21 protein-coding genes are annotated in these 26,860 nt (G+C 72.2%); 16 read left to right on the top strand and 5 right to left on the bottom strand.

Features of this window, described 5'->3' with window-relative positions; all coding sequences use genetic code 11:
• Window positions 1-745, bottom strand: a 745-nt coding sequence (gene lexA, locus K7G60_RS10535) for a transcriptional repressor LexA (RefSeq protein WP_225800555.1), incomplete at its 3' end; no start/stop codon positions are given.
• A gap of 437 nt (window positions 746-1,182) precedes the next feature.
• Between lexA and nrdR the strand changes: the two genes are divergently transcribed.
• Window positions 1,183-1,692, top strand: coding sequence for a transcriptional regulator NrdR (nrdR, locus tag K7G60_RS10530; RefSeq protein WP_030325324.1), 510 nt, complete (start codon window positions 1,183-1,185; stop codon window positions 1,690-1,692).
• Between the two features lie 173 nt (window positions 1,693-1,865).
• On the top strand, window positions 1,866-4,760 hold the full coding sequence (locus K7G60_RS10525) for a vitamin B12-dependent ribonucleotide reductase (protein WP_225800554.1): 2,895 nt from the start codon (window positions 1,866-1,868) through the stop codon (window positions 4,758-4,760).
• Window positions 4,761-4,979: 219 nt separating this feature from the next.
• Here K7G60_RS10525 and K7G60_RS10520 read toward each other — a convergent pair whose 3' ends face one another.
• Window positions 4,980-5,510, bottom strand: coding sequence for a TerD family protein (locus tag K7G60_RS10520; RefSeq protein WP_225800553.1), 531 nt, complete (start codon window positions 5,508-5,510; stop codon window positions 4,980-4,982).
• A gap of 142 nt (window positions 5,511-5,652) precedes the next feature.
• On the opposite strand from K7G60_RS10520, the gene K7G60_RS10515 reads away from it, so the two are divergent.
• The 4 genes from K7G60_RS10515 to K7G60_RS10500 all read left to right on the top strand — a co-directional run bounded on the left by K7G60_RS10515 (window position 5,653) and on the right by K7G60_RS10500 (window position 8,806).
• A complete protein-coding gene (locus K7G60_RS10515) occupies window positions 5,653-6,483 on the top strand; it encodes an arylamine N-acetyltransferase (RefSeq protein ID WP_225800552.1) in 831 nt (276 codons plus the stop codon).
• Between the two features lie 42 nt (window positions 6,484-6,525).
• Window positions 6,526-7,131, top strand: coding sequence for a YdbC family protein (locus K7G60_RS10510; protein ID WP_225800551.1), 606 nt, complete (start codon window positions 6,526-6,528; stop codon window positions 7,129-7,131).
• Between the two features lie 94 nt (window positions 7,132-7,225).
• The gene (locus tag K7G60_RS10505) at window positions 7,226-7,885 is read left to right on the top strand and encodes a histidine phosphatase family protein (protein ID WP_225800550.1); all 660 of its coding nucleotides are present in this window, start codon (window positions 7,226-7,228) and stop codon (window positions 7,883-7,885) included.
• Between the two features lie 12 nt (window positions 7,886-7,897).
• Window positions 7,898-8,806 carry an ADP-ribosylglycohydrolase family protein gene (locus K7G60_RS10500; protein WP_225800549.1) on the top strand — a complete coding sequence of 303 codons (909 nt, stop codon included), beginning with the start codon at window positions 7,898-7,900 and terminating at the stop codon, window positions 8,804-8,806.
• A gap of 233 nt (window positions 8,807-9,039) precedes the next feature.
• On the opposite strand, the gene K7G60_RS10495 is transcribed toward K7G60_RS10500, so the two are convergent.
• Window positions 9,040-10,593, bottom strand: a complete 1,554-nt coding sequence (locus K7G60_RS10495; protein ID WP_374115617.1) for an MFS transporter — start codon at window positions 10,591-10,593, stop codon at window positions 9,040-9,042.
• Window positions 10,594-10,724: 131 nt separating this feature from the next.
• On the opposite strand from K7G60_RS10495, the gene K7G60_RS10490 reads away from it, so the two are divergent.
• From K7G60_RS10490 to K7G60_RS10480, 3 genes are all read left to right on the top strand, one after another.
• Window positions 10,725-11,342 carry a TetR/AcrR family transcriptional regulator gene (locus tag K7G60_RS10490; RefSeq protein ID WP_225800547.1) on the top strand — a complete coding sequence of 206 codons (618 nt, stop codon included), beginning with the start codon at window positions 10,725-10,727 and terminating at the stop codon, window positions 11,340-11,342.
• A 116-nt stretch (window positions 11,343-11,458) separates the two neighbouring features.
• Complete coding sequence (locus K7G60_RS10485) at window positions 11,459-12,169, top strand: ribonuclease HII (RefSeq protein ID WP_225800546.1); 711 nt, start codon at window positions 11,459-11,461, stop codon at window positions 12,167-12,169.
• 106 nt (window positions 12,170-12,275) lie between these two features.
• Entirely contained in the window at window positions 12,276-12,908 is a 633-nt protein-coding gene (locus K7G60_RS10480; protein ID WP_225800545.1) for a hypothetical protein, read from the top strand.
• 156 nt (window positions 12,909-13,064) lie between these two features.
• On the opposite strand, the gene K7G60_RS10475 is transcribed toward K7G60_RS10480, so the two are convergent.
• Window positions 13,065-13,694, bottom strand: a complete 630-nt coding sequence (locus tag K7G60_RS10475; protein ID WP_225800544.1) for a hypothetical protein — start codon at window positions 13,692-13,694, stop codon at window positions 13,065-13,067.
• Between the two features lie 231 nt (window positions 13,695-13,925).
• Window positions 13,926-16,109, bottom strand: a complete 2,184-nt coding sequence (locus tag K7G60_RS10470; RefSeq protein ID WP_225800543.1) for a RecQ family ATP-dependent DNA helicase — start codon at window positions 16,107-16,109, stop codon at window positions 13,926-13,928.
• Window positions 16,110-16,251: 142 nt separating this feature from the next.
• On the opposite strand from K7G60_RS10470, the gene K7G60_RS10465 reads away from it, so the two are divergent.
• The 7 genes from K7G60_RS10465 (at window position 16,252) to K7G60_RS10435 (ending at window position 26,623) form a co-directional block, all read left to right on the top strand.
• Window positions 16,252-17,709 (top strand): DUF4192 domain-containing protein, encoded by a 1,458-nt coding sequence (locus K7G60_RS10465; protein WP_225800542.1) that lies wholly within the window; start codon window positions 16,252-16,254, stop codon window positions 17,707-17,709.
• 115 nt (window positions 17,710-17,824) lie between these two features.
• Window positions 17,825-19,900, top strand: a complete 2,076-nt coding sequence (locus tag K7G60_RS10460; RefSeq protein WP_225800541.1) for a glycogen debranching N-terminal domain-containing protein — start codon at window positions 17,825-17,827, stop codon at window positions 19,898-19,900.
• A 110-nt stretch (window positions 19,901-20,010) separates the two neighbouring features.
• Window positions 20,011-20,775, top strand: coding sequence for an NUDIX domain-containing protein (locus K7G60_RS10455; RefSeq protein WP_225800540.1), 765 nt, complete (start codon window positions 20,011-20,013; stop codon window positions 20,773-20,775).
• Between the two features lie 122 nt (window positions 20,776-20,897).
• On the top strand, window positions 20,898-22,688 hold the full coding sequence (locus K7G60_RS10450) for an ATP-binding cassette domain-containing protein (RefSeq protein WP_225800539.1): 1,791 nt from the start codon (window positions 20,898-20,900) through the stop codon (window positions 22,686-22,688).
• A gap of 160 nt (window positions 22,689-22,848) precedes the next feature.
• Complete coding sequence (locus tag K7G60_RS10445; protein ID WP_225800538.1) at window positions 22,849-23,736, top strand: FadR/GntR family transcriptional regulator; 888 nt, start codon at window positions 22,849-22,851, stop codon at window positions 23,734-23,736.
• Window positions 23,737-24,113: 377 nt separating this feature from the next.
• On the top strand, window positions 24,114-25,661 hold the full coding sequence (locus tag K7G60_RS10440; protein ID WP_225800537.1) for an RNA polymerase sigma factor: 1,548 nt from the start codon (window positions 24,114-24,116) through the stop codon (window positions 25,659-25,661).
• A 143-nt stretch (window positions 25,662-25,804) separates the two neighbouring features.
• On the top strand, window positions 25,805-26,623 hold the full coding sequence (locus K7G60_RS10435; RefSeq protein ID WP_225800536.1) for a serine protease: 819 nt from the start codon (window positions 25,805-25,807) through the stop codon (window positions 26,621-26,623).
• The last annotated feature ends 237 nt before the right edge of the window (window positions 26,624-26,860 follow it).

Raw genomic sequence — 26,860 nt, 5'->3', positions numbered from 1 at the left:
CTTCGTCGCCGGGGATGGGCTGGTACGCCGCGTTGTGCGGGAGCAGCCAGACGTGGCCGTCCTCGCGCTTGAAGCGCTTGACGGTGGCCTCGCCGTCGAGCATCGCGGCGACGATGTCGCCGTTCTCCGCGACGGGCTGACGGCGGACGGTGACCCAGTCGCCGTCACAGATGGCGGCCTCGATCATCGAGTCGCCGACGACCTTCAGGACGAACAGTTCGCCGTCGCCGACCAGCTGGCGGGGGAGGGGGAAGACGTCCTCGACGGACTCTTCGGCCAGGATCGGGCCACCGGCCGCGATGCGGCCGACCAGCGGGACGTACGACGCGGCCGGCTTGCCGGTGGTGTCGGTCGGCTGGGTGCTCGGCTGGTCGGAGCCGCGGACCTCGTAGGCGCGGGGCCGGTGCGGGTCTCGGCGGAGGAAGCCCTTGCGCTCCAGTGCCATGAGCTGGTGCGCCACCGAGGAGGTGCTGGAGAGACCGACCGCCTGCCCGATCTCCCGCATCGACGGCGGGTAGCCGCGCCGCTGGACCGAGTCGCGGATGACCTCGATGACCCGGCGCTGCCGGTCGGTGAGCCCGGAGCTGTCGGCGCGGATGCCTGGAGGTCGGCCGGGGAGGGCGCGGGCGGGTCGCCCGGGCTCCTCGCCGTTCATGCTTACGTCATTCATGGCGTGCACCGGCTCGAGTCGGCCCTGGGAGCGGTCCTGGGCGGTGATGGTGGCACTGTCTGCGGTGGTGGTCACGTCGTCGGCCCCTCTCGAATGGTCTCCCTGCCTGGCACAACGGTAGTAGCTTTCGAAAGGTTGCGCCAAACACACGTTCGAGTGAAAATTCGCAGATTGCCTTACGCGCGTATGTGCGGAGGTGTATGAGGGCGCCGGCGCCGCCGCCCCAAATCGGTCGTTACGGTAGCCTTCGCGGCTGGGACGCGAGCGGGTGGTGCGCCGCCCCAGTGTCGCATCCGGAGGCCTGGATCCCCGGGAGCGCCCGCGCCGCGACACGCGGAGGGTCGGAAATGCCCCCAACCCAAGATCTAGTGGTTGGATGACATCGACCACCCAGGGGTAGTGGTCCCCGGTCCGCCGGGGGTGCCCGGATCGCCTATGCTGGTGGTCGCTTCGCGGGGCCTTGACGGGCCGGGCGAGGCTCGTCAGTCGTGCCATGAGGAGGGTCGAAACCTATGCACTGCCCCTTCTGCAGGCACCCCGACAGCCGCGTCGTCGACAGTCGCACCACCGACGACGGGACGTCGATCCGACGCCGTCGCCAGTGCCCCGACTGCTCCCGTCGTTTCACGACGGTGGAGACGTGCTCGCTCATGGTGGTGAAGCGCTCCGGCGTCACCGAACCCTTCAGCCGTACCAAGGTCATCTCCGGTGTGCGCAAGGCGTGCCAGGGACGACCGGTCACCGAGGACGCCCTCGCCAAGCTCGGCCAGCGGGTCGAGGAGGCGGTGCGCGCCACCGGGAGCGCCGAGCTGACCACCCACGACGTGGGTCTGGCCATCCTCGGCCCCTTGCAGGAGCTCGACCTCGTCGCCTACCTGCGCTTCGCGTCCGTGTACAAGGCTTTCGACAGCCTGGAGGACTTCGAGGCCGCCATCGCGGAACTCCGCGTGCGGCCTCCCGCTGAGAACCGTGGGACCGGCGCGACCCCCGAGGTCCCCGTTCCCGCCACCGCCGCCGACTAGATCGGCGACCCGGGCCGATCGAGGCCCGGCGACCGCCCGTCGAGCGGCCCGGCAGACGTGCCCCGGGCGACCCCTGTGGTCCCTGTGGCAGCAGTACAGAACGACGTACAGAAGACGGTGCCCTGGGAGTATCTGGGCGCCAAAGTGTGTTTTGCCCGTATATGGGAGGCGGCATGACAGAGACGGCGAGCGGCCCGGCACGTGGTTCCCGCACCAAGGGAGCCAAGTCGGCGAGCAAGGGCCTGCGTATCGAGCGCATCCACACCACCCCCGGCGTGCATCCGTACGACGAGGTGGCGTGGGAGCGCCGTGACGTCGTCATGACCAACTGGCGCGACGGCTCGATCAACTTCGAGCAGCGTGGCGTCGAGTTCCCCGACTTCTGGTCGGTGAACGCGGTCAACATCGTCACCAGCAAGTACTTCCGCGGTGCGGTCGGCACCCCGCAGCGCGAGACCGGTCTCAAGCAGCTCATCGACCGGATCGTGAAGACGTACACGAAGGCCGGCGAGGACTACGGCTACTTCGCCTCGCCCGCCGACGCCGAGATCTTCGAGCACGAGCTGGCCTACGCCCTCCTGCACCAGATCTTCAGCTTCAACTCGCCGGTCTGGTTCAACGTCGGCACGCCCCAGCCCCAGCAGGTCTCCGCCTGCTTCATCCTGTCCGTCGACGACTCCATGGAGTCCATCCTCGACTGGTACAAGGAAGAGGGCATGATCTTCAAGGGCGGCTCCGGCGCCGGCCTGAACCTCTCCCGCATCCGCTCCTCCAAGGAGCTGCTCTCCTCCGGCGGCAACGCCTCCGGCCCGGTCTCCTTCATGCGCGGCGCCGACGCCTCCGCGGGAACGATCAAGTCGGGCGGTGCCACCCGTCGCGCGGCCAAGATGGTCATCCTCGACGTCGACCACCCCGACATCGAGGACTTCATCGAGACCAAGGTCAAGGAGGAGGAGAAGATCCGCGCCCTCCGTGACGCGGGCTTCGACATGGACCTGGGCGGCGACGACATCACGTCCGTCCAGTACCAGAACGCCAACAACTCCGTCCGCGTGAACGACGAGTTCATGAAGGCCGTCGAGTCCGGCGGCAAGTTCGGTCTGCGCGCCCGCATGACCGGCGAGGTCATCGAGGAGGTCGACGCCAAGGCGCTCTTCCGCAAGATGGCCGAGGCCGCGTGGGCCTGCGCCGACCCGGGCATCCAGTACGACGACACGATCAACCACTGGCACACCTGCCCCGAGTCCGGCCGCATCAACGGCTCGAACCCGTGCAGCGAGTACATGCACCTGGACAACACGTCCTGCAACCTCGCCTCGCTGAACCTGATGAAGTTCCTCAAGGACGACGGCAAGGGCAACCAGTCCTTCGACGTCGAGCGCTTCTCCAAGGTCGTCGAGCTCGTCATCACCGCGATGGACATCTCCATCTGCTTCGCCGACTTCCCCACCCAGAAGATCGGCGAGAACACCCGCGCCTTCCGCCAGCTCGGCATCGGCTACGCCAACCTCGGCGCCCTGCTGATGGCCACCGGCCACGCGTACGACTCCGACGGCGGCCGCGCCCTCGCCGGCGCCATCACCTCCCTGATGACGGGCACCTCGTACAAGCGCTCCGCCGAACTCGCCGCGGTCGTCGGCCCGTACGACGGCTACGCCCTCAACGCCGAGCCGCACCAGCGCGTCATGCGGCAGCACGCCGACGAGAACACCAAGGCCGTCCGCATGGACGACCTGGACTCGCCGATCTGGGCCGCCGCCACGGAGGCCTGGCAGGACGTGATCCGCCTCGGCGCCAAGAACGGCTTCCGCAACGCCCAGGCCTCGGTCATCGCCCCCACCGGCACCATCGGTCTCGCGATGTCCTGCGACACCACCGGTCTCGAGCCCGACCTCGCCCTGGTCAAGTTCAAGAAGCTCGTCGGCGGCGGCTCGATGCAGATCGTCAACGGCACCGTCCCGCAGGCCCTGCGCCGCCTGGGCTACCAGGAGGAGCAGATCGAGGCGATCGTCGCCCACATCGCCGAGCACGGCAATGTGATCGGCGCGCCCGGCCTGAAGACCGAGCACTACGAGGTCTTCGACTGCGCCATGGGCGAGCGCTCCATCTCCGCGATGGGCCACGTCCGGATGATGGCCGCCATCCAGCCGTGGATCTCGGGCGCCCTCTCCAAGACCGTGAACCTGCCGGAGACGGCCACGGTCGAGGACGTCGAGGAGGTCTACTTCGAGGCCTGGAAGATGGGCGTCAAGGCGCTCGCGATCTACCGCGACAACTGCAAGGTCGGCCAGCCGCTCTCCGCCAAGAAGAAGGAGGACGAGAAGGCCGAGGTCACCGCGAAGTCCGAGGCGACGATCCGCGAGGCCGTCGAGAAGGTCGTCGAGTACCGCCCGGTCCGCAAGCGCCTCCCGAAGGGCCGCCCGGGGATCACCACCTCCTTCACCGTCGGTGGCGCCGAGGGCTACATGACCGCCAACTCCTACCCGGACGACGGTCTCGGCGAGGTCTTCCTGAAGATGTCCAAGCAGGGCTCCACCCTCGCCGGCATGATGGACGCCTTCTCCATCGCCGTCTCCGTCGGCCTGCAGTACGGCGTCCCGCTCGAGACCTACGTCTCGAAGTTCACCAACATGCGCTTCGAGCCGGCCGGCATGACGGACGACCCGGACGTGCGGATGGCGCAGTCGATCGTCGACTACATCTTCCGCCGCCTGGCGCTGGACTTCCTGCCCTTCGAGACCCGCTCCGCCCTCGGCATCCACTCGGCCGAGGAGCGTCAGCGCCACCTGGACACCGGCTCGTACGAGCAGCCCGACGACGAGGACGTCGACGTCGAGGCCCTCGCCCAGTCCGCGCCCCGCGCCCAGGAGCTGAAGGCCGTCCCGGCCCCGGCGGCCAAGGCCGAGGTTCCGGCCCCGAAGCAGGCGCACACCTCGGCGGAGCTCGTCGAGATGCAGCTGGGCATCAGCGCCGACGCCCCGCTCTGCTTCTCCTGCGGCACGAAGATGCAGCGCGCCGGCTCCTGCTACATCTGCGAGGGCTGCGGCTCGACCAGCGGCTGCAGCTGACACCGGGCGGAATCGCGCGGGACACGACGTCCGGCGTAGTCCGCGCAGATAGCTGACCGGCAGCTCACGAAGGGGACCGGCCTCCGGGCGGTCCCCTTCGTCGTGCCCCCGCCCGGAACCAGGCGGGCCGGCGTGGAGCGCCGGCCGACCACCGGTCGGCGCCCTTTTCCCGTGCGGGGGCGGGAGTTCGGTGTCCCTTTCGCGTGTGTCCGGGGGAGGTCAGGACACCGCGGAGCCCAGGAGCGTGCCGAAGGTCTGCGGGTCGGCGTCGAAGCCGCGCGTGATCGAGTGGTACGACCAGCCGTTCGTTTCGTCGCGGGTGAATTCCACGACCGTCGCCGAACGGGCCCCGGGGACGTCCGCGAAGTCATGGGTCAGCAGGTCCGTGTACCCCTCGCGGACCCGTATGCCCGTGTTCGCTATGTCGCCGAAGGTCAGCCGTCCGCCGCCCTGCTGTATGGCCACGCCCACCACCACGCGCGCGTACCGTGCGTCCAGCCGGTCCAGCTCCAGGGTCATGGCCTCGTCGTAGCCGAATCCCTGGCCCGTGCGGCTGTCGCGGTGGAGCGTGATCGTGCCGTCCGGGGAGCGGCTGCCGAAGTGCACCAGATGGACCGGCGCACCGTGCGGGTCGTCCGCGGTGAAGACCCCGGCGACCAGATCCAGATCGTGGGCCGGCGCGCCGGACGGGGCGGGGTCCCACTTGAGCGTGACCTCGACGCGTCCCACCCCTTTGTTGAGTCCGCTCATGGTGCTTCCCCTCTCCGCGTGCGCCCCCGCGCACGCCTCGCCTCGTACCGTCGACCCGCTCAAAAGCCCGTGGTCGTGGGCCGATTGCCCATGGTGTCATGTGCCTACGACAGAGGACCCGGCGCTTGAGGGGGAGAGCGGTTTGTGGAGCGGTGAGGAGCTGGATCTCGACGCATATCTGGCTCGAATCGGATACGACGTCGTGCGGCACGGGGAACTCGCCCCGGACCTAAGGACCCTGACGGGTCTTCACCGGGCGCATGTCGCGGCCGTTCCGTTCGAGAACCTCGACGTCGCCCTCGGACGGCCGGTCCCCCTGGACCTCAAGAGCCTCCAGAGCAAGCTCGTCGAGCGGCGCCGGGGAGGCTACTGCTACGAGCAGAACTCCCTCTTCGCGGCGGCCCTCGAACGGATCGGCTTCCAGGTGGCCGGTCGTGGCGCCCGGAACCGCTCGCGGGGCGCGACGCTGCCGCCGGTCACCCACGCGCTCCTCGCGGTCACCGTCGAAGGCGAACAGTGGCTCGCCGACGTCGGGTTCGGCTGGCAGGGGCCGCTGGAACCCGTGCCGCTGCGGGACGGCGCGCGCGTGGAGCAGGGCGGCTGGACCTTCGGGGTCGGCGTCGAGGACGAGGGCATCCATGTGCTGCGCTCGCTGCGGCCGGAGGGCTGGACCGACCTGTACGCCTTCTCGCCGCAGACCCTCTTTCCCGGTGACTTCACCGTCATGAACCACTACAGCTCCAGCCACCCGCAGTCACGTTTCCTCGGCCAGGTGGTGGCCCAGCGGCCCGGTGCGGACGTGCGCAGGGCCCTGGTGCGCGAGACGCTCTCGACGGTGCGCGCGGACGGGTCCGCCGAGGAGCGGACCGTCGGCGCCGCCGAGTTGGCGGCAGCGCTGGAGGTCGAATTCGGCATCGAACTGGACGCGGAGGAGCGCGCGGGTCTGGAGCGAGTGCACGCGCAGGGAGCCTGACGGGGTCTGCCGGGGTGCTCTCCGGCCCCGTACGATGGCGCGGTGCTGGTCAAGTGGATTCGCTGCACCGTGGTGGACCGTCGAGGGTTCGAGCGGGGACAGCGGAAATGGGCGGGGCTGCTCGGGGAGCCGGGATTCCGGGGACAGGGCGGCGGGTGGAGCCGGGGTCGCCCGGACGTCGCCCACATCTTCGCGTTCTGGGAGAGCCGGGCCTTCTACGACTCCTTCATGGCGCGGTCGCACGATCGTCTGGCGGCCGCGCAGGCCGGCACGTTCAAGGACGCCCAGGTCAAGCTCTTCGACCACCGCTTCGACGTGAAGACCGGGTTCGAACCGCGGTTCGCCGACGCCGACGTGGCGAGGGTGGCGCACTGCCGGGTCCACGAGGACCGTGCCGAGCACTTCGCCCTCATGCAGGAGAAGGTGTGGAACCCGGCCATGGCCGGGTCTCCCGGCATGCTGCGGGGCCTGTTCGGCGAGGCGCCCGGCAGCGAGTTCCTGGTGCTCTCGATGTGGCAGTCCGCCGCCGAGCACGGAAAGTACCGGGTCGAACGCGTGGAGCGGCTCGGACTGCGGGCCCGTACCGAGGCCGACGTGGCGGCGCTGAGCGGGGACGTGGTGCAGCTCGAACCCTCCTGGACGGTCTGACCCGTCGGCATCGCCCCGGAGGCGCCTCCCTCGGATGGACTCCGGGCGTGGCCTCGGCTGAGCCCGCCGGAGAGCGGCGATCTAGGGTCGGGGTATGGCACGACCGCGGCGCATCGTTCTCGTACGGCACGGAGAGTCCGAGGGCAATGTCGATGACACGGTGTACGAACGCGAGCCCGACCATGCCCTGAGGCTGACCGAGACCGGCCGGCGTCAGGCCGAGGAGACGGGGGAGCGGCTGCGGGAGCTCTTCGGTGAGGAGCCGGTCAGCGTCTACGTCTCGCCGTACCGCCGAACCCACGAGACCCTCCGGGCCTTCCGGCTCCCCGCGGAGCAGGTCCGGGTGCGGGAGGAGCCCAGGCTCCGGGAGCAGGACTGGGGCAACTGGCAGGAACGCGAGGACGTGCGCCTGCAGAAGGCCTACCGGGACGCGTACGGCCACTTCTTCTACCGTTTCGCCCAGGGCGAGTCCGGTGCCGACGTCTACGACCGCGTCGGCGCCTTCCTGGAGAGCCTGTACCGCAGCTTCGAGGCACCCGACCACCCGCCCAACGTCCTGCTGGTCACCCACGGGCTGACCATGCGGCTGTTCTGCATGCGCTGGTTCCACTGGACGGTCGCGGACTTCGAGTCGCTGTCGAATCCCGGCAACGCCGAGACCCGCACGCTTCTGCTCGGAGAGGACGGCCGGTACCGTCTGGACAGGCCGTTCGAACGCTGGCGTACCCCGGAACCGTACGGCCCCACCGGATAGAGTGGCAGACCGATGACCGCTGACTCCTCATTCGACCGGCGCTTCGACCGCGCCCTGGCCAGCCTGCGCGGGCTGTCCGTGGGAGACGCCCTGGGCTCCCAGTTCTTCGTACCCTCCCACTACCCCCTGCTGAAGCGGCGCGAGCTGCCCGCCGGTCCCTGGCAGTGGACCGACGACACCGAGATGGCCTGCTCCGTCCTGGCCGTCCTGGCCCGCCACGACCGCATCGACCAGGACGCCCTGGCCCGGTCCTTCGCGGAGCACCACGACTTCGACCGCGGCTACGGCCCCGCCGTCAACCGGATGCTCCGGCTCATCCGCGAGGGCGGCGACTGGCGCGAACTGGCCGCCGCGCTCTTCAACGGGCAGGGATCCTGGGGCAACGGCGCCGCGATGCGGATCGCCCCGCTGGGCGCCTGGTACGCCGACGACCCCGAGCAGGCGACGCACCAGGCCGAGATCTCGGCGTACACGACCCACCAGCACCGGGAAGCAGTGGTGGGCGCCATGGCCGTCGCCGCCGCGGCGGCGATCGCCGCCGACCCCGCCGGACCGCCCACGCCCGAGGCGCTGCTCGACGGGGTCATCGCCCTGGTGCCGCGCAGCGCGGTCGGGGCGGGCCTGCGCAGGGCCCGCGACATGCTCGACTACGGCGACGCCGGCACGGTCGCCGCGGTGCTCGGCAGCGGTCGCCGGACGAGCGCCCACGACACCGTCCCCTTCGCGCTGTGGTCGGCCGCGCGCGGGCTCGGCGACTTCGAGCGGGTGTTCTGGACGACCGCGCAGGTCGGCGGTGACGTCGACACGACCTGCGCCATCGCCGGCGGAGTGGTCGCCTCCACCGCGGCCGGTGCACCGCCGGAGGACTGGCTGCGGCAGACCGAGGACCTTCCGGGGTGGATCCCGGACGGGAAGGCCTGAGGCCGGCCGGTGTGCGCGGGGTCTGAGGCCGACCGGTGTTCGCAGGGTCTGGGGCCGGTCGGTGTTTCAGGGTCTGAGGCCGGCCGAGGTGCCCACGGCCGGACACGGTTCGGTGCCGCTGCGGCCGGAGACCGCCGGTGAACCGACGGCCTGGAGCGGCGCGGTGTTCCCGCGGCCGGTGACGGCGCGGTGTCCCCTGGTCCCGGACGGGGCCAGGGGACACCGGCGCGTGATCAGGCCACCGGCCCCGCGGCCCCGGCGCGGCCGCTCAGCGCTTCCAGGTCGCTCTTGCGGACCCGGATCACCAGGACGGCCGTGACCAGTGCGATCAGCACCATGCCGACGGCGGCCGTGAAGGCCGAGGAGATGCCGGAGGTCAGCACCTCGTGGCCCCAGGGCGCGGGCAGCTCCTTCGTCTTCAGCGCCTCGGCCCGCTGCTCGGGCGTCGCGTGCGCGAGGAAGTCCGGCAGCTGCCTGTCGTTCTCCTCGCGGCCGGCCGTGCCGAAGACGGTGACCAGGATGGAGAGGCCGAGCGAGCCGCCGACCTGCTGGGTCGCGTTGAGCAGACCCGACGCGGCGCCCGCCTCGTGCTGGGCCACCCCGGAGACGGCCGTGAGCGTGAGCGTCACGAAGTTGAGGCCCATGCCGCAGCCGAACACGACCATCGGGCCGAGCACCCCGGCGACGTAGCTGCTGTCCGACGAGATGAACGTCAGCCAGAAGAGTCCCACGCCGGTGAGAGCCGAGCCGGTCACCACGAACGGCTTGGGGCCGAGGACCGGGAGGAGCCGCTGGGCGAGCCCGGCGCCGACGCCGATGGCGACGGTCACCGGAAGGAAGGCCAGTCCGGACTGGACGGGGCTGTAGCCCAGGACGTTCTGCACCCACAGAACGATGAAGAAGAACATCCCGAGCATGGCGGCCGACAGGCTGAGCATGATGACGTACGTGCCCGAGCGGTTGCGGTCCGCGAACATGCGCAGCGGCGTGATCGGTTCCTTGGCCCGCGACTCCACCACGGCGAACGCCACGAGCAGGGCCACCGCGGCCACGAAGGAGCCGACGGTCAGCTCGTCCTTCCACCCCGCCTCGGAGGCCCGGATGAAGCCGTAGACCAGCGCCGCCATGCCCAGCGTCGACGTGGTGGCGCCCGCGATGTCGAACCGGCCCGGGTGGCGCTCGGATTCCGCGATGTAGCGCGGGGTGAGGAAGGCGATCAGCAGGCCGATCGGCACGTTGACGAAGAAGACCCAGCGCCAGTCGAGCCACTCGGTGAGCGCTCCGCCGGCGAGCAGGCCGATCGCGCCCCCGCCGGCCGAGACCGCGGCGAACACGCCGAACGCCCGGTTGCGCTCCGGCCCTTCGGGGAACGTCGTGGTGATCAGCGCGAGCGAGGTCGGCGAGGCGATCGCGCCGCCCACGCCCTGCAGGGCGCGGGCCGCGAGCAGCTGCCACGGTTCCTGGGCGAAGCCGCCGAGGAGCGAGGCGAAGGTGAAGAGCAGGATGCCGGCCATGAACACCCGGCGGCGGCCCAGGATGTCGCCGGCGCGTCCGCCGAGGAGCAGGAGGCCGCCGAAGGTGAGCGTGTAGGCGCTGAGCACCCACGACAGGTCGGTGGTCGAGAAGGAGAGCTCGTCCTGGATGTGCGGTAGCGCGATGTTCACGATGGTGGCGTCGAGGACGACCATCAGCTGGCAGGCGGCGATGACGGTCAAGGCGATGCCAGGCCGACCTCCGGCGCGGGTCGGCTCGATCTCGGTCTGTGTGTCCACCGGAGAAGTTGTCACTATGGTCCCCCACGGAAGAATTAGTGAACGTACACGTTCACTGTTCTCCACGGTAGTGAGTCCCCCTCAGTGAACGCAACCGTTCACTGAGTACTGCCGACGAATCGAATCGCGTCAACGGAGAGATCCTGATGGTTACTTCGCGCTCCACGGCCGCCGCTCGGCCGGAGGGGGCGGCGCTGCGGCGCCGCGGACCCGTGCTCGAAAGGGCGATTCTGGAGGCCGCGCTCGACCAGCTGGGCAGTGTCGGCTGGAGCGGTCTCACGATGGAGGGCGTCGCGGTCGGCGCGCAGACGGGCAAAGCCGCGGTGTACCGGCGGTGGCCGTCCAAGGAGGACCTCGTCGCGGACGCCCTTCAGGCCGGACTGCCCGCGCTCGGCGAGGCTCCGGACACCGGCCGTGCGCGCCAAGACCTCTACGAGCTGTGCCTCCGGGTCCGGGACGTGATGTACTCCAAGACCGGCTTCGCTCTGCGTGCAGTGCTTCACGAATGCGATGACGAGTCCGCCGGGCGCTTCCACGGGCTGATCGAGGCGGGAGTGATCCAGCCCTCGAAGCGCCTCTTCCAGGACGTGCTACGGCGTGGAATCGAGCGCGGAGAGGTGCGGCACGATGCGATCGACGACCTCGTCCTCGATGTGATCCCCGCTATGATGATGTACCGCTCCAAGGTGTACGGAAGCGAATGGCCGGACGGTGAGATCGCCGATGTGGTCGACCGGATCATGGTGCCCCTCCTGCGTGCCTGAGCCTTCGAGGGGCGGGGAGGGCGAGCTTCCGGGTGGGGCGGGACGGGCGCCTCCGGGCGTCTGCGGCGAATCCGGGTATCGCAGGTGACGTCAGGCGGCGTAACCTGTCTGGCGCCATGCCGTACGAACCTCCCACCCACACCGTCGAGCGGTCGCTCCGAGCCACCACCGGCGCCAAGATCGTCGCCGGGGTCGACGAGGTCGGACGCGGAGCGTGGGCCGGCCCCGTCACGGTGTGCGCGGCCGTCACCGGCCTTCGCCGACCCCCCGACGGGCTCACCGACTCGAAGCTGCTCACCCCCAAGCGCCGCGACGCGCTGGCCGTGGAGCTGGAAGGGTGGGTCACCGCGTACGCGCTCGGCGACGCCTCCCCGCAGGAGATCGACGAACTCGGGATGACCGCGGCGCTGCGGCTCGCAGCCGTCCGGGCCCTCGAAGGCCTTCCGGTGCGGCCCGACGCGGTGATCCTGGACGGCAAGCACGACTACCTCGGCAGCCCCTGGCGGGTCCGCACGGTGATCAAGGGCGACCAGTCCTGCATCGCCGTCGCGGCCGCCTCCGTCATCGCGAAGGTCCGGCGCGACGCCCTCATGGCGGAGCTGGAGGCCGAGAGCGGCCAGTACGCGCCGTACGCCTTCGGTGCCAACGCGGGCTACCCCTCGCCGGTCCACAAGGCGGCTCTCGAAGAGCTGGGGCCCACCCCCCACCACCGTCTCTCCTGGTCCTACCTGGACGCGCTGCCCCAGTGGCGCCACCTCAAGAAGGTCCGCCTCTCCGCCGAGGCGGCCGCGCTGGAAAGCGGGGGCCAACTCGGCTTCGACTTCTGAACTTCCGGTCACGGGGCCCTGCTCAAGGGCCGCCCACGCGGCCGGGGTGCACATGTGTGCCCACCCGCCGGTGCTTCGCGCAGCGGCGTTTGATAGACATCCATTCATGCCTCTCATCCCCGAGGAGCCTCAGATTCACGAGAGCGCCCAGGGTCCCCGCGCCGCCGCGGCCGCCGGCCGCCCCGCGTCGACCCCACGTCCCGTACCCGGCCCGCGTTCCGCGGCCTCTCCGCGTCCCGGACGCCCCGTTCCCGGTCCGGCCAGGCCCGCCGCGCCGGCACCGCGCCCCGGTGCCGGGCAGTCTCCGGCCAAGGGCCCGGAAAATCGTTCCGACCAGCGATCCACCCCCCAGCTCCAGCTGATCCCGGCCCCGGTCGACGGTGCGCTCGACGCCGCCGAGGAGGCCCTGGACCTGCTCCTGGAGAGCGGACGGGCACCCGGCGAGATCCTGGTGCTCACCACCGGCGACCCGCACCCGTGGGCGGCTCACGAGCTGTCCTTCGGCGAGGCCGCCTACTGGGCCCAACAGGACACCGCCGAGGACGTGTTCTTCGCGGACGCCTCCGCCGTGGAGCGGGCCGCCGCCCGCCCCGTGGTGATCGTCGCCGTCAACGGCGGAGACGAGGGAACGGCCGCACGGGCCCTTCCGTCGGCGATGGCCCGCGCGGGCGCTCTGCTCGTCGTCTGCGGTGACCCGCAGCGCATCACGGCGCTCCTCGGAGCCGGCGCCGGCGTCTGACCCGACCGCGCTCCGCCGCCGGCCCCCACCGGGCCGGCGGGAGCCCGGTGGGACCCACCCGGTGGGTCTGACGTTGTGCCGCGCGATCGGCGTCTGGCTGCCCGGCCTGATCGGCGGTCAGCGTGGCCGGCGATCGGTGTCCCGGCATGCGGGGTGTCAGCGCGCGGCGGCCCGGCGCAGGGGTTCGGTCGCGCCGCTCGCGGTCCTCGGTGTGAGCCGGTCGAGTTCGGCCGGCCCGTCACCCAGCGGCAGGGGTAGCGAGTCGGAGCTCGGCCGACGGCCTCCCCGGCCCTCGCCGAGCACCTGCCAGCCCCCTCCGGTCAGCGTGATGTACGCGCCGCAGCGGAGCCCGTGCAGCGTGCAGGCGTCCCGGAGCCCCCACATCCAGGCTCCGTCCTCCTCCGTCCAGCGCTCGTCGCCCTCGCGGCAGTACAGCAGGACCGCGGTCCGCACGGGCGAGCGTCTCCGGAGGTCATGCGGAATGACCCGCCGCAGGTGCGCCAGGAGCGCGTTGCGGAACTCCCAGCCGTCCGCCGCGACGGGGCGTCGGACGAACGAGGCGCTGGCGGCGAGCCGCTCCTCGTGGTCCAGGACGGCGAGGACCGCCGTCGAGGGCGTGGGCGCGTGCCGCGAATGGAGACCGCTGACGACCTCACGAGGGTTGCGCAGCAGGGGAATTCCCGCCCCGGCCCACTCGGAGGGCTCGAGTATCCGGGCGAGGCGGCTGGCGGACTCGGACGACGATCTGAGCGAGGCGGCTGTGGGCGGAGCGAATCCGAGGGTCACGGTCCTCCCTTCGGATACACGCCCGCTGGGTGGCGGGCAAGGTCGGGTGAGGGCGCACCACGGCACAGTCCTTCCGGACCGCTGACGGGCCGTGCGGGGCGGTTTCCCAATTCTTGCTGGCCCGTGCGCGAGCGGCAACGAGCAATTGAGTCCGCTGACGGGAATGGGTCGGTATGCCACTCATATCCCTGCCCAGTTGCCCATTGTTCACTCCCCGTTCCCCCTCCTGTCTCACCCCTGGACGGCGAGCACCAGTGGAAACACCCCTTCCGCTCCGGCCCGCCGCAGCAGCCGCGCGGCCACCGCCAACGTCCAGCCGGTGTCGGAGAGATCGTCCACCAGGAGAACCGGCCCACCGGCGCCGGCCAGCCGCCCGGCCAGCTCCGGAGGGACCGTCAGCGTCCGCTGCAGACCGACGACCCGCTGGGCGCTGTTGGTCCGCGAGAGACGGAGTCCCTCCGCCTCCGGCGCGTACTCCACCACGCCGAGGAAGGGCATCCTGCCGATCTCGGCGATCCGCTGCCCGAGCGAACCCACCAGATGCGGCTTGCGGTGCGAGGCGACCGTGACCACACCGGCGGGCCGGGCCGGTGCGTCCGGGACGCCGGAGGCCCACCCGCCGGGCCCCTTGGCCCAGTCCGCCAGCACCTGCACCACCGCCTGCACGACATCGTCCGGCACGGGCCCGTCCGGCGTGCCGTCGGCCAGCAGCGGACGCAGCCGGTTGCCCCAGCCGATGTCCGAGAGCCGCCCCAGGGCCCGGCCGCCGGAAGACTGCTCCCCGGGCGGGATGCGGCCCTTCAGATCGACCCCGACCGCGGCGAGTCCGGTGGGCCACATCTTCCGCGGCTCGACCTCCACGCCGGGCCGCCCCAGCTCGCCCTTGGCCGCGTCCAGCGCCGCCTCGGACACCTTCGGATCGAACCGGTTCCCCGCGCAGTTGTCGCAGCGACCGCACGGAGCCGCCTCCTCGTCGTCCAACTGGCGCCGCAGGAACTCCATCCGGCAACCGGTCGTCGCCGCGTAGTCGCGCATCGCCTGCTGCTCCGCCGCCCGCTGCCGCGCCACCCAGGCGTACCGCTCTGTGTCGTACACCCAGGGCCGCCCGGTGCTCTCCCAGCCGCCCTTCACCCGGCGCACCGCGCCGTCCACGTCCAGGACCTTGAGCATGGTCTCCAGCCGGGTCCTGCGCAGCTCGACCAGCGGCTCCAGGGCGGGCAGGGACAAGGGCCGGCCCGCCTGCGCGAGCACGTCGAGCGTGCGGCGCACCTGCTCCTCGGGCGGGAAGGCCACCGAGGCGAAGTAGCGCCAGATCGCCTCGTCCTCCTGCCCGGGCAGCAGCAGCACCTCCGCGTGCTCCACCCCTCGCCCGGCCCGGCCGACCTGCTGGTAGTACGCGATGGGGGAGGACGGCGACCCGAGATGCACCACGAAGCCCAGGTCCGGCTTGTCGAACCCCATCCCGAGGGCCGAGGTCGCCACGAGCGCCTTGACCCGGTTGGCCTGGAGGTCGTCCTCCGCCTGCTGCCGGTCGGCGTTCTCCGTCCGGCCCGTGTAGGAGGACACGACGTGCCCGCACTGGCGCAGATAGGCGGTGACCTCGTCGGCCGCGGCGACCGTCAGCGTGTAGATGATGCCGGAGCCCGGCAGCTCCCCGAGGTGGTCGGCGAGCCAGGCCAGCCGGTGCGCCGCGTCCGGCAGCCCGACCACGCCCAGACTCAGGCTCTCCCGGTCGAGCGGCCCGCGCAGGACGAGGGCGTCCGTGCCCGCACCCGTGCCGAGCTGCTCGGCCACGTCCGCCGTCACCCGTGCGTTCGCCGTCGCCGTCGTGGCCAGGACCGGGACACCGGGGGGCAGGTCCGCCAGCATCGTCCGCAGCCGGCGGTAGTCCGGCCGGAAGTCGTGGCCCCAGTCCGAGATGCAGTGCGCCTCGTCCACCACGAGCAAGCCGGTGGCGGCGGCCAGCCGGGGCAGCACCTGATCGCGGAAGTCGGGATTGTTGAGCCGCTCCGGGCTCACCAGGAGCACGTCCACCTCGCCGGAGGCCACTTCCTCCTGGACCGTCTCCCACTCCTCGGTGTTGGACGAGTTGATCGTCCGTGCGCGGATGCCCGCCCGGGCCGCCGCCTCCACCTGGTTGCGCATCAGCGCGAGCAGCGGGGAGACGATCACGGTGGGGCCGCTGCCGCGCTCGCGGAGCAGCGAGGTCGCCACGAAGTACACGGCCGACTTGCCCCAGCCGGTCCGCTGCACCACCAGGGCCCGGCGCCGGTCGGCGACGAGCGCCTCGATCGCCCGCCACTGGTCCTCGCGCAGTCTGGCCCGGCCCGTCGGGTCGGAGACGAGACGGGCGAGCACGGCGTCGGCGGCGGCTCGGAGGGCGGCGCGGTCTTCCAGCGGGGCTGCTTGGGTCATGCCCCCATGCAACCCGATGCCTCGGACATCGCGCGAATGAGACGTCGGACCTGTGGACAACCCGGTGGGTCGACGGATGCCCCGTTCCAGGAGTTATCCACAGGGGTTTCGGATTTCGGGAGATCACGAGACCGTCCTGACCATGAACGCGAATCACCACGAATCCAGTGGACTCTCCCGTACCCAGCAGATCACCCTGCGCGGTCCGGCGGAACTGGCCGACGCCCTGCCGTTCGTGCTGGGCTTCCATCCCACCGACTCCGTCGTCCTGGTCGCCCTCCACGGCGAGCACGGCCGCTTCGGGGGCCGGGTCAGGCTCGGAATCCCGCGCTCGCCCCGGGAGTGGGCGTCCACCGCCGATCACCTCGCCGAGTGCCTCGTCGAGGGAGCCGGCCGAACCGGCTCCCGGCCGGACGGCATCGTCGTCTTCCTGTGCCAGGATCCCGAACCCGGCGAGACGGGCCGCAGGGTCATGGAGCGGCTGCGGCCCTTCGCCCAGCGGCTGCGGACCGCCTGCGGCGCCCTCGACATCCCCGTCTACGAGGCCCTCTGCATCACCGACGGGCTCTACTTCTCGTACTGCTGTCCCGACCAGCGCTGCTGCCCGCCCGACGGCACCCCGCTCGCCCTCAGCGGCACCTCGGTGATGGCGGCGGCCGCGGCGTACGCCGGGGTGCAGGTACGGGGCTCCCTGCGGGACATGGAAGCCCGGCTGAAGCCCCGCGGCGGGCCCGGGGACGAGGAGCAGCGGGCCGCCCTGGACGCGGCCGCCGCCTCGATCGTCCCCCGGATCCTCGAAGGCGCCGAAGCGCAGGGGCGGGAAGAGGTGCGCGAAACCACGCTGCGTCTCGCCCGGGAGATCCTCCGCCGGTTCGTGAACCCGAAGAGCCCGAACGGCCCCGGGAGCCGGCCCGGTGCGGCGGGTGCGCCGAGCACGGCACGCGCGGTGGGGGCGCTCGTGCCGGGACCAGCCGGCGGTGCCACGACCACGACCACGGCCGCGGACGACGCGGCCGACGACGCCCTGGTCACGGCCGACGAGGCGGCAGCTCTGGTCATCGGCCTCCAGGACCGGGTCACCCGGGACCGTGCCGCCGAGTGGATGGAGGGCTGGGAGGGGACCGCCGCCCTGCGGCTCTGGCGCGTCCTGGCCCGGCGCTGCGTCACGCCCTATCAGGAGCACGCCGCCGCGCCCCTCACCCTCGCCGGCTGGACGGCCTGGTCCAGGGGCGACGAGCCGACCGCCCGGGTCGCCCTCGGGCTCGCGCTCGACGCCGACCCCGAGTACGTCTTCGCCCGTCTGCTGCACCAGGCGTGCAACGAAGGGCTGAACCCCGAGTCGCTCCGTTCCTGTCTGAGGAGCGAGCGGGACGCCCGGGCCGCCTCGGAACAGAAGGATCCGCCGCCCTCCCGACGGGTGCGGATGCGGGCCACCCGTCGGCCGGGCACCCCGCAAGCCCTCAAGAATCCGGGCCGGCAGACCGGTGGGAGCAGGCGACGGGCGACGGCCGGAGTCCGCCCCGGCGGGCCCGCGACGGGGAGGCCGGGGAGCGGGACTCCGCGGCCCGGCGGGCCGCGCGGCTCCAGGAGCGGCCGATGACGACCGTGACCCGGCCGCCCGCGAGCGCGTTCACCTCTCTGGCGGAGTCGTACGAACCGTCCCGCCGACACCCCGCCGGCCGCCCGGTTCGCACAGAGAGCACTCCGTACCCGCCATGGCTCCCAGCCCCGTTCCGGCCCCCGGCCGTCCCGCCGGACCGCCCACCGGCCAGTCGTCCGGACACACCTCAGGCGCCGGCATCGCGTTCCCGCGCGCGGCGCGCCCCGCGGAACTTCCCTCGGTGCACGACGCACTCCTCTGCGTGGCGCTGCCCGCCTTCGCCGTCTGCGCCGAGCACGGGCAGCTCACCGGGGAAGGGCCCGAGGGGGTGTACGAGGCGGGGCGGCGGCTCCTGTCCCGCTGCGTCCTGCGGGTCGCGGGGCGCGAACCCGTCGCGCTCCAGGGCCGCATGGCGGCCTCCGACCGGGCGGTGTTCCTCGGCGCCCTGCGCGTCCCCGGCGACACCGGGCCCGACCCCGCCCTCACCGTCGAACGCGTCCGGAGCGCCGACGGAACCGAGCGGATCACGCTGCGCAGCGCCGCGACCCGGCCCCTCCGGCTCCCCGTGGAAGTCGCGCTGGGCACGGATCTCGCGGACCTGGGCACGGTGGCGTCCGGGAGAACCGGCCCCGATCTCGCCGCGAGCGTCCACGGCACCGGACTGCGGTGGACCGGGGGCGACGGGCGGTCCGTCGCCGTCACGGCGGACCCGCCGCCCATGGACTCCCTGGCGGCGGCGGGAGTGCTGCGCTGGGAAGCCGAACTGGCGCCCGGAGCGGCGTTCACGCTCCGTCTGCGGACGCGAGGAGAGTCGGCGGCCCGTCCCAGCGCCCCCACGGGTGCGGGCTCCGGACGGCCCGGCGGCCACCTCCTGGCCGAGGCCCGAGCAGAGGGCGACGACCCGAGACCGGGGGAACTGCTCCGCGCCTCCGTCGACGACCTGCGCGCCCTGCTCCAGCGCGACCCGGCCCATCCCGCGGACGTCTATCTCGCGGCCGGCGTCCCCTGGCGCTGCGGACCGGTCACCTCCGAAGCGCTCTGGGCGGCCCGCATGGCCCTGCCGCTCGGCACCCGGCTCGCCGCCACCACCCTGCGCGCCCTCGGGCGCACCCAACTTCCCGGCGACGGAGCTGAATCCGGTCGTCTTCAGGGACCCCTCAGGGACGCGGGCCCGCACCTCCCGCCCCGCTGCACGGGCATCGAAGCCACCCTCGCCTTTCCGGCCGTGCTCGCCGAGGCGCGTCGCTGGGGACTCCCGGCCGCGGACCTGGAAGAACTGCTGCCAGTGGCGGAGCGCTGCCTCGCCTGGCTCCGGCGCACGGCCGACCGGAACGGATTCGTGCCGGACCCGGGGCCCGCCGGGCCCTGGCGGGCCGAGACCCAGGCGCACGCCCACCGCGCCGCCCTGCTCGGCGCCGACCTCCTCGACGACTGCGGGCGGCCCGGGGGAGACGCCCTGCGCGACGGGGCGCGGGACCTGCGCGAACGGTTCCGGCATGAGTTCTGGCTCGACGACCCGGCCGGCGGCCGCCCCGCCGTCGCACGGGCGCCGGACGGCCGGACCTGGCCCCATCTGGGCGGGTGGGCCGCCCACCTGCTCGACACCGGGCTGCTGGGAGGCGGCCGGTACGCGCCGGGCCTGCTGGACAGGGCGGAGACGGAGCTGGTGGCCAGGCTGCTCGGCGCCCCGGCGCTCGACTCCGGCTGGGGACTGCGGAGCCTCGGGACCAAGGAGCCGGGCCACAACCCCTTCGGCCACCGGGCCGGAGCCGTCCGGGTGCACGAGACGGCGGTCGCCGTGGCCGGTCTCGCCGCCGCCGGTCACGAGAAGGAGGCCGCCTCCCTCCTGCGGGGGCTGCTCGACGCGGCGGAGGCCTTCACCCATCGGCTCCCGGAGATGTACGCGGGGGAGCAGCGGACGACGGGCGGGCGCCCGGTGCCTCATCCGGCGGCGTGCCGGCCGGCGGCCGTCGCGGCCGCCGGAGCGGTTCAGGCGCTCCTCGCCCTCGCTGGCATCAGACCCGACGTGCCGGGCCGGTCCGTCTCGGTGCACCCATTGGCCTCGGCCCCGCTCGGCGCGATCAGATTGTCGGGGCTCGTGGTGGGCGGCGAACCCTTCGCCGTGCGGGTCGGCAGGCTGGGGCTCGGTATGGTCGAGGAGGCCGCAGAGGGTCTTCAGCTGGGGGTGTGACGGGATTGCCGGGCGCAGAGACGAGGGAGGCTTCGCTGCGGGGTGAGGAAGCCGCGGCCGATGCTTTCGCGAGACGTGTTTATCGTCAGGAAGACGACTATGATCGCGGCATGCCTCCCTACGACCCCTCGGCCTTCCCTCCTTTCGCCGTGACCGTCGATCTGGTCGTGCTCACCGTGCGGCGCCACGCACTCTGCACCCTGGTCGTGCGGCGAGGAGAGGCGCCGTACCAGGGGCGTTGGGCACTGCCCGGCGGTTTCGTGCGGGCCGAGGAGGACCTCGGAGCCGCGGCGGCGCGCGAGCTGGTCGAGGAGACCGGCCTCTGCGCCCACGATCCGGCCTCTCCGCCGCCCGTGCCGAGCAACGGCGCGCACCTGGAGCAGCTGGCGACGTACGGGGCGCCCGACCGCGACCCGCGCATGCGGGTGGTGAGCGTCGCGCACCTGGCGCTGGCACCGGACCTTCCCGCACCGCGTGCGGGCGGCGACGCGAACAGCGCCCGCTGGGCCCCGGTCGAGGAGCTCCTCGGTGAGGACGAGGCCGCCGAGGACGGAGGGCCGGGGGCGCTCGCCTTCGATCACGCCCGGATCCTCGCGGACGGGGTGGAGCGCGCCCGCTCCAAGATCGAGTACTCCTCCCTGGCCACGGCCTTCTGCCCGCCCGAGTTCACCGTCGGAGAACTGCGCCGGGTCTACGAGGCGGTCTGGGGCGTGTCCCTCGATCCGCGCAACTTCCACCGCAAGGTGACCGGCACGCCCGGCTTCCTGGTCCCGGCCGGAGGCACCACGACGCGTCAGGGAGGTCGCCCCGCGCAGCTCTTCCGGGCAGGTGGGGCCACTCTTCTCAACCCGCCGATGCTGCGCCCCGAGGTCTGAGAGCCGTGCGCATCCGGCGCCCTTGGGCGCCAATCATGCACGGAAAGTCCGAAATGTAGCGTTATCTTGCTGCGATAGCGCCGCCCTGCCGCGGAGCGGTGTCACCTACCGCGAGAGAAGCGATGCTCCAGGCAATCGGACTGACCAGCACTCCCCGCCGCGATCGCCCGCCGGCCGTGGACGATCTGACCTTCGAGGCCCGGCCGGGCGCCGTGACCGCCCTCCTCGGTCCCCGGGGGTCCGGCAAGACCACCGCCCTCCGGCTCATGCTCGAACTCGAGCCGGGCCGTGGGATCACCTACTTCCGAGGTCGGCCGCTGCACCGCATCGCCCACCCGTCCCGCGAGGTCGGCGTGCTCCTCGGCGACGTACCCGGACACCCGTCCCGCACCCTCCGGGGGCAGCTGCGGATGCTCTGTGCCGCCACGGGAGTTCCCGCGGCGCGGGCCGACGAACTGGTGCGGACCGTGGGCCTCGCCGGCCTGGAGCGCCGGCGGATCGGCACCCTGCCGATCGGCGCGGACCGTCGACTCGGGCTCGCCGCGGCCCTGTTGGGGGCCCCTCACACCCTGCTGCTCGACGAGCCGGCCGCGGGTCTCTCCGTACCCGAGAGCGCGTGGCTCCACGAGCGGCTGCGCGCGCACGCCGCGGAGGGGGGAACCGTGCTGTACACCACGGAGGACCCCAAGGACGCGGCCGGTAACGCCGACCGCGTCGTCACCCTCGACGGCGGCCGGCTCGTCGCGGACCAGGACGCCGTCGAGTTCGCCCGCACCCGCCTGCGCCCCCGGGTCGTCGTCCGGACTCCGCACGCCGCGCGTCTGGCCGCGGCCGTCACCCAGGAAGCCAGGGCCGCCCGCCGTCCCGTCGAGGTGGTCACCGAGGACGGCAATCGCCTCTCCGTCTACGGGAGCGACTGCGCGGCCGTCGGCGACACCGCCTTCCGGCACGGCGTACCGATCCACCGGCTCGCCGACGAGAGGGGAGGCGGCGGCGTCGCCGGGCAGGTGCGGAGTGTGCGGGAAGGCGAGGAGGCGGGGGGCCCGGAAGGTCGCGCCGCCGCGTCGGTCGGCACCGGGCAGCCGTCCGGGGCCACGGGCCGGGGGGCCGCGGATGGGCGGCGAGGCACGCGGCGACCCATGCGCTCGCCCCTGCGTCCGCTGCGGTACGAGCTCCACCGCCTCCTGGGCGTGCCCTCCACCCCGCTCGTCGTGGCCGCCGTCCTGCTCGTCTCCGTGACGCTCGCCCTGATCCTCGGCCGCGGCGGCCGAGCCGAGCTGCCCGCCGTGCTCGCCGGCTGGCCCGCGATCTCCCCGCTGCCCCCCGCCGCCCTCGGCGCCGGACTGCTCGGGGCCTTCTCCTTCGGCGAGGAGTACCGCTATCCCGCACTCACCACGGGACGCGGAACGGTCCCCCGCAGACCGGGTCTGCTGCTCGCGAAGCTCGCCGTGGCCGCGGTCGTCGCCCTGGTGCTGGGGGCGCTCGTCGTGGGGATCGACCTGGAGGTGCTGCGGTTCGTCTACGGCGCCGAGTCGGTCCCCGTACCCCGGAACTGGACGACTCTCTGCGTGAGTTGGCTGGGTCTGGTCGTCGGCTGCGCGTGGGCGGGAGTACTCGGCGCCGGGGTCTTCAGGGCCGCCGCGGCCGGAGTGGCGGCGGTGCTCGCAGTGCCCGTCGCCTTCGTTCCGCTGTTGCAGAAGGTGCTGACGGGGCCGTCGGTGCGATCGGCGGCCGGACTCCCGGCGCGGCTGCGCGAGTTCGCCGGGCCGCAGTGGTCCCCGGCCCTGGACCGGTGGCTCGCGGGAGTGCTGCGGGTGCTCGGTCAGCCCGCGGGGGTGGCGCTCTCGCTGACGTTGACAGGGTTGCTCTGCGCCTATGTGTTCACCGGCCTTCGCCGTAAGGCCCGTTGGTGACCACTTGTTGATCGAAAGGCTCCGGTTCCCCGCCAACTACCTTGAAATATGTCGCAAATGTCCGGTTAATCGTCAATTGTGTAGCGGGTGCCGATCACCCTTTCGTGTGCTTTTCACCAAAGACCTCAAGGGTCACGGAGGCAACGCCGACAAAGGATGCGTGAGTACCCTTGCGCACACCATGATGACCGCCGCCCGCCCCGTCGACTCCGGCCTCGGCGCCCCGGGCGATCTCGATCGCTACCCCTACCCGGAGGCGCCCGCCGCCGGTCGCGTGGGCCCGCCCTCCTGGGAGGGGGTGGACACCGACCTGGGGCGCGTCGGCCGCCGGACCGCCGGCAACCGGGGCCGCGGACTGCACGGGCAGCTCGTCCAGCAGCTCGGCCAGATGATCGTCTCCGGCGACCTCGGGGCCGACCGTCCGCTCGTCCCCGAGGAGATCGGCCAGCGGTTCGAGGTCTCGCGCACCGTCGTGCGCGAGTCGCTGCGCGTACTGGAGGCGAAGGGGCTCGTCAGTGCCCGCCCGAACGTCGGCACGCGGGTCAGGCCCGTCAGCGACTGGAACCTCCTCGACCCCGACATCATCGAATGGCGCGCCTTCGGCCCGCAGCGCGACGACCAGCGCCGCGAGCTGAACGAGCTGCGGTGGACGATCGAGCCCCTGGCCGCCCGCCTGGCCGCCGGGCACGGCCGCGAGGACGTCCAGCAGCGCCTCGCCGACATGGTCGAGATCATGGGGCACGCGTTCGCCCAGGGCGACGGCATCACCTTCTCGCGGGCCGACGCGGAGTTCCACTCCCTCCTGATCCAGCTGGCCGGGAACCGCATGCTGGAACACCTCTCCGGCATCGTCGCCGCGGCCCTCCAGGTCTCCGGTGGTCCCGCCACCGGCTGCGACCGGCCGAGCGAGGCCTGCCTGACCCACCACGCCCGGATCGTGGACGCGCTCGCCACCGGGGACGCCCACGGGGCCGAGAGCGCCATGCGGCAGCTGCTCACGGTCCATCCCGACGTGGAGCGCGTCGTCCCCGCCCCTCGCGAACACTGACCCGCGGGCCGTGGCAGGGAGCGCGGAGGCGTACACATCGCGTGCCGCCGGGTTCCGAGCGCCACCCGGGGTCCGACAGGGCCTCCCCGGGCGGCGCCCGGGTTCCGGCGGCGCGAATGTGCAGTGATCGACCGCTCTGGCCGTTTCGTCGCAAATGAGGTGTGACTCGGGCCACGAAGATTGGGCGTAACACTCCTCCGAGCCGTGCGATGACCTAAGAGGTGACAGCCGAGGAAGGAATACAGCAGCCGACGGAGGCGCTGTGCAGTTCCCCGGTCCAGCCCGCGCCGTCGACACATTCCCCGTCGACGGTCGTCGGCTCCAGCCCGATCCAGGGCGGGGCCGGAAGCCGTTTCCATCGTTCCGAGAGGTTGTTCGTGTCGGCCAGCACATCCCGTACGCTCCCGCCGGAGATCGCCGAGTCCGAGTCTGTGATGGCGCTCATCGAGCGGGGAAAGGCTGATGGGCAGATCGCCGGCGATGACGTGCGTCGGGCCTTCGAAGCCGACCAGATTCCGCCAACCCAGTGGAAGAATGTTCTGCGCAGCCTCAATCAGATCCTCGAGGAAGAGGGTGTGACGCTGATGGTCAGTGCAGCGGAGTCGCCGAAGCGCGCCCGCAAGAGCGTCGCAGCGAAGAGCCCGGCCAAGCGCACCGCCACCAAGACCGTCACCGCCAGGACGACCGTGACGAAGAGCACCGTCCCGGCCTCCACGGCCCCTGCGGCCGAGGGCACCGACCCGGCCGACGAGGCCGGATCCCCCGCCAAGAAGGCGGCTGCGAAGAAGACCGTCGCCAAGAAGGCGGTGGCCAAGAAGACCGTCGCCAAGAAGACGGCGGCCAAGAAGACCACGTCTAAGAAGGACGCCGACGAACTCCTCGAGGGCGAGGAGCTCCTCGAGGACGTCGCGCCCGGCAAGGGCGAGGACGAGGAGACCGAGGGCGAGAGCAAGGGCTTCGTCCTGTCCGACGAGGACGAGGACGACGCTCCGGCGCAGCAGGTCGCCGTCGCCGGTGCCACCGCCGACCCGGTCAAGGACTACCTCAAGCAGATCGGCAAGGTCCCCCTGCTCAACGCCGAGCAGGAGGTCGAACTCGCCAAGCGCATCGAGGCCGGTCTGTTCGCCGAGGACAAGCTCGCGAACTCGGACAAGCTCGCTCCGAAGCTCAAGCGCGAGCTGGAGATCATCGCCGAGGACGGCCGCCGGGCCAAGAACCACCTCCTGGAGGCCAACCTCCGTCTGGTGGTCTCGCTGGCCAAGCGCTACACGGGCCGCGGCATGCTCTTCCTGGACCTGATCCAGGAAGGCAACCTGGGTCTGATCCGCGCCGTCGAGAAGTTCGACTACACCAAGGGCTACAAGTTCTCCACGTACGCCACCTGGTGGATCCGTCAGGCGATCACCCGCGCCATGGCCGACCAGGCCCGCACCATCCGTATCCCGGTGCACATGGTCGAGGTCATCAACAAGCTCGCGCGCGTGCAGCGCCAGATGCTCCAGGACCTGGGCCGTGAGCCCACCCCGGAGGAGCTGGCCAAGGAGCTCGACATGACCCCCGAGAAGGTCATCGAGGTCCAGAAGTACGGCCGTGAGCCGATCTCCCTCCACACCCCGCTGGGTGAGGACGGCGACAGCGAGTTCGGCGACCTCATCGAGGACTCCGAGGCGGTCGTGCCGGCCGACGCCGTCAGCTTCACGCTGCTCCAGGAGCAGCTGCACTCCGTCCTCGACACGCTCTCCGAGCGCGAGGCGGGCGTCGTCTCCATGCGCTTCGGCCTCACCGACGGCCAGCCGAAGACGCTGGACGAGATCGGCAAGGTCTACGGCGTGACGCGAGAGCGGATCCGCCAGATCGAGTCGAAGACGATGTCGAAGCTCCGTCACCCGTCGCGCTCGCAGGTCCTGCGCGACTACCTCGACTGATCCGCACGAGATACGCGTCGGCAGACGGAAGGGCCCGGTTCCCCGAGAGGGGGAGCCGGGCCCTCCGGCTTTGCGCGGGTGCACGGCGGAGAGACGTGCTGGACGCTGGGTGAACCGACATCACCCGAGAGTCAGGAGGCTCCATGCGTGGTTTCCTCACCCGAGCATTGACGGGCGCCCTGGGCCTGGCCGTGGCAGCGGCGGGGCAGCTGGCCACTGCCGGCCCCGTGGCCGCCGACAGCGTCGTGGTGGGCGGGCAACCGGCCCGGATCACGGACGCGCCGTGGGTCGTGGCGCTGTCCAGCCGTGACCGGTTCGGGGGAACGCGCGCGGGGCAGTTCTGCGGAGGTGTGGTCGTCGCGCCGACCAAGGTGCTCACGGCGGCCCACTGCCTGGGCCGTGAGGTGCTCGGCGGGGAGCCCTGGGAGGTGCGCGACTTCGTGGTCATCGCCGGCCGCGCTGCGCTGCGCGGGCAGGAGGGGGAGGAGGTCCGGATCTCCGACACCTGGGTCAATCCCGACTACGACCCGACGACCAACTCGGGCGACCTGGCCGTGCTGACGCTGGTGAGCGCGCTGCCGCAGTCGTACGTGATCGGCGTCGCCCGGCCGGGAGACGCGGCGTACACGCCCGGGACGCAGGCGGACGTCTACGGCTGGGGTGACACGACCGGCTACGGGGCCTACGCCTCCACGCTGCGGACGGCGCGGGTCCAGGTGCTGCCGGACACGGCGTGCGAGCGGGCCTACCCGGGAGATTTCGGCGTCCGCTACCAGCGCGGGACGATGGTGTGCGCGGGCGACCCGCGGGGCGGGAAGGACGCGTGCCAGGGGGACAGCGGAGGCCCACTGGTGGCCAAGGGGCTCCTCGTCGGCCTCGTGTCCTGGGGCAGCGGCTGTGGGCAGGCGGAGAACCCTGGCGTCTACACGAGGGTCTCGACGGTGCTTCCGGCGCGCTTCTGAGCCCTGAAGGGCGGTGGGGCGGCCGGCTCAAGATCCCACTGGGGGAGCGGAGGCGCCCGTCCCGCCGCAGACGGAGGCGCCGATGCCGTGCCGACTCCGCCAGGCCGGAGGGTGCCGATCCGCCGGGGACGGAAGGACGTCGATCCGCCAGGACGCCGGGTACGAGAACGGGCGGTCACCCCCGCGGAACGCGTGGGGTGACCGCCCGCCGTCGGTCAGCGACCGGCCCTGGGCTCG

Origin of the sequence: Streptomyces sp. NK15101 (assembly GCF_020400725.1) — a bacterium.
Classification (GTDB): Bacteria; Actinomycetota; Actinomycetes; order Streptomycetales; family Streptomycetaceae; genus Streptomyces.
The sequence above is the reverse complement of the archived record's forward strand: the minus strand, read 5'-3'. Positions and strand labels throughout refer to the sequence as shown.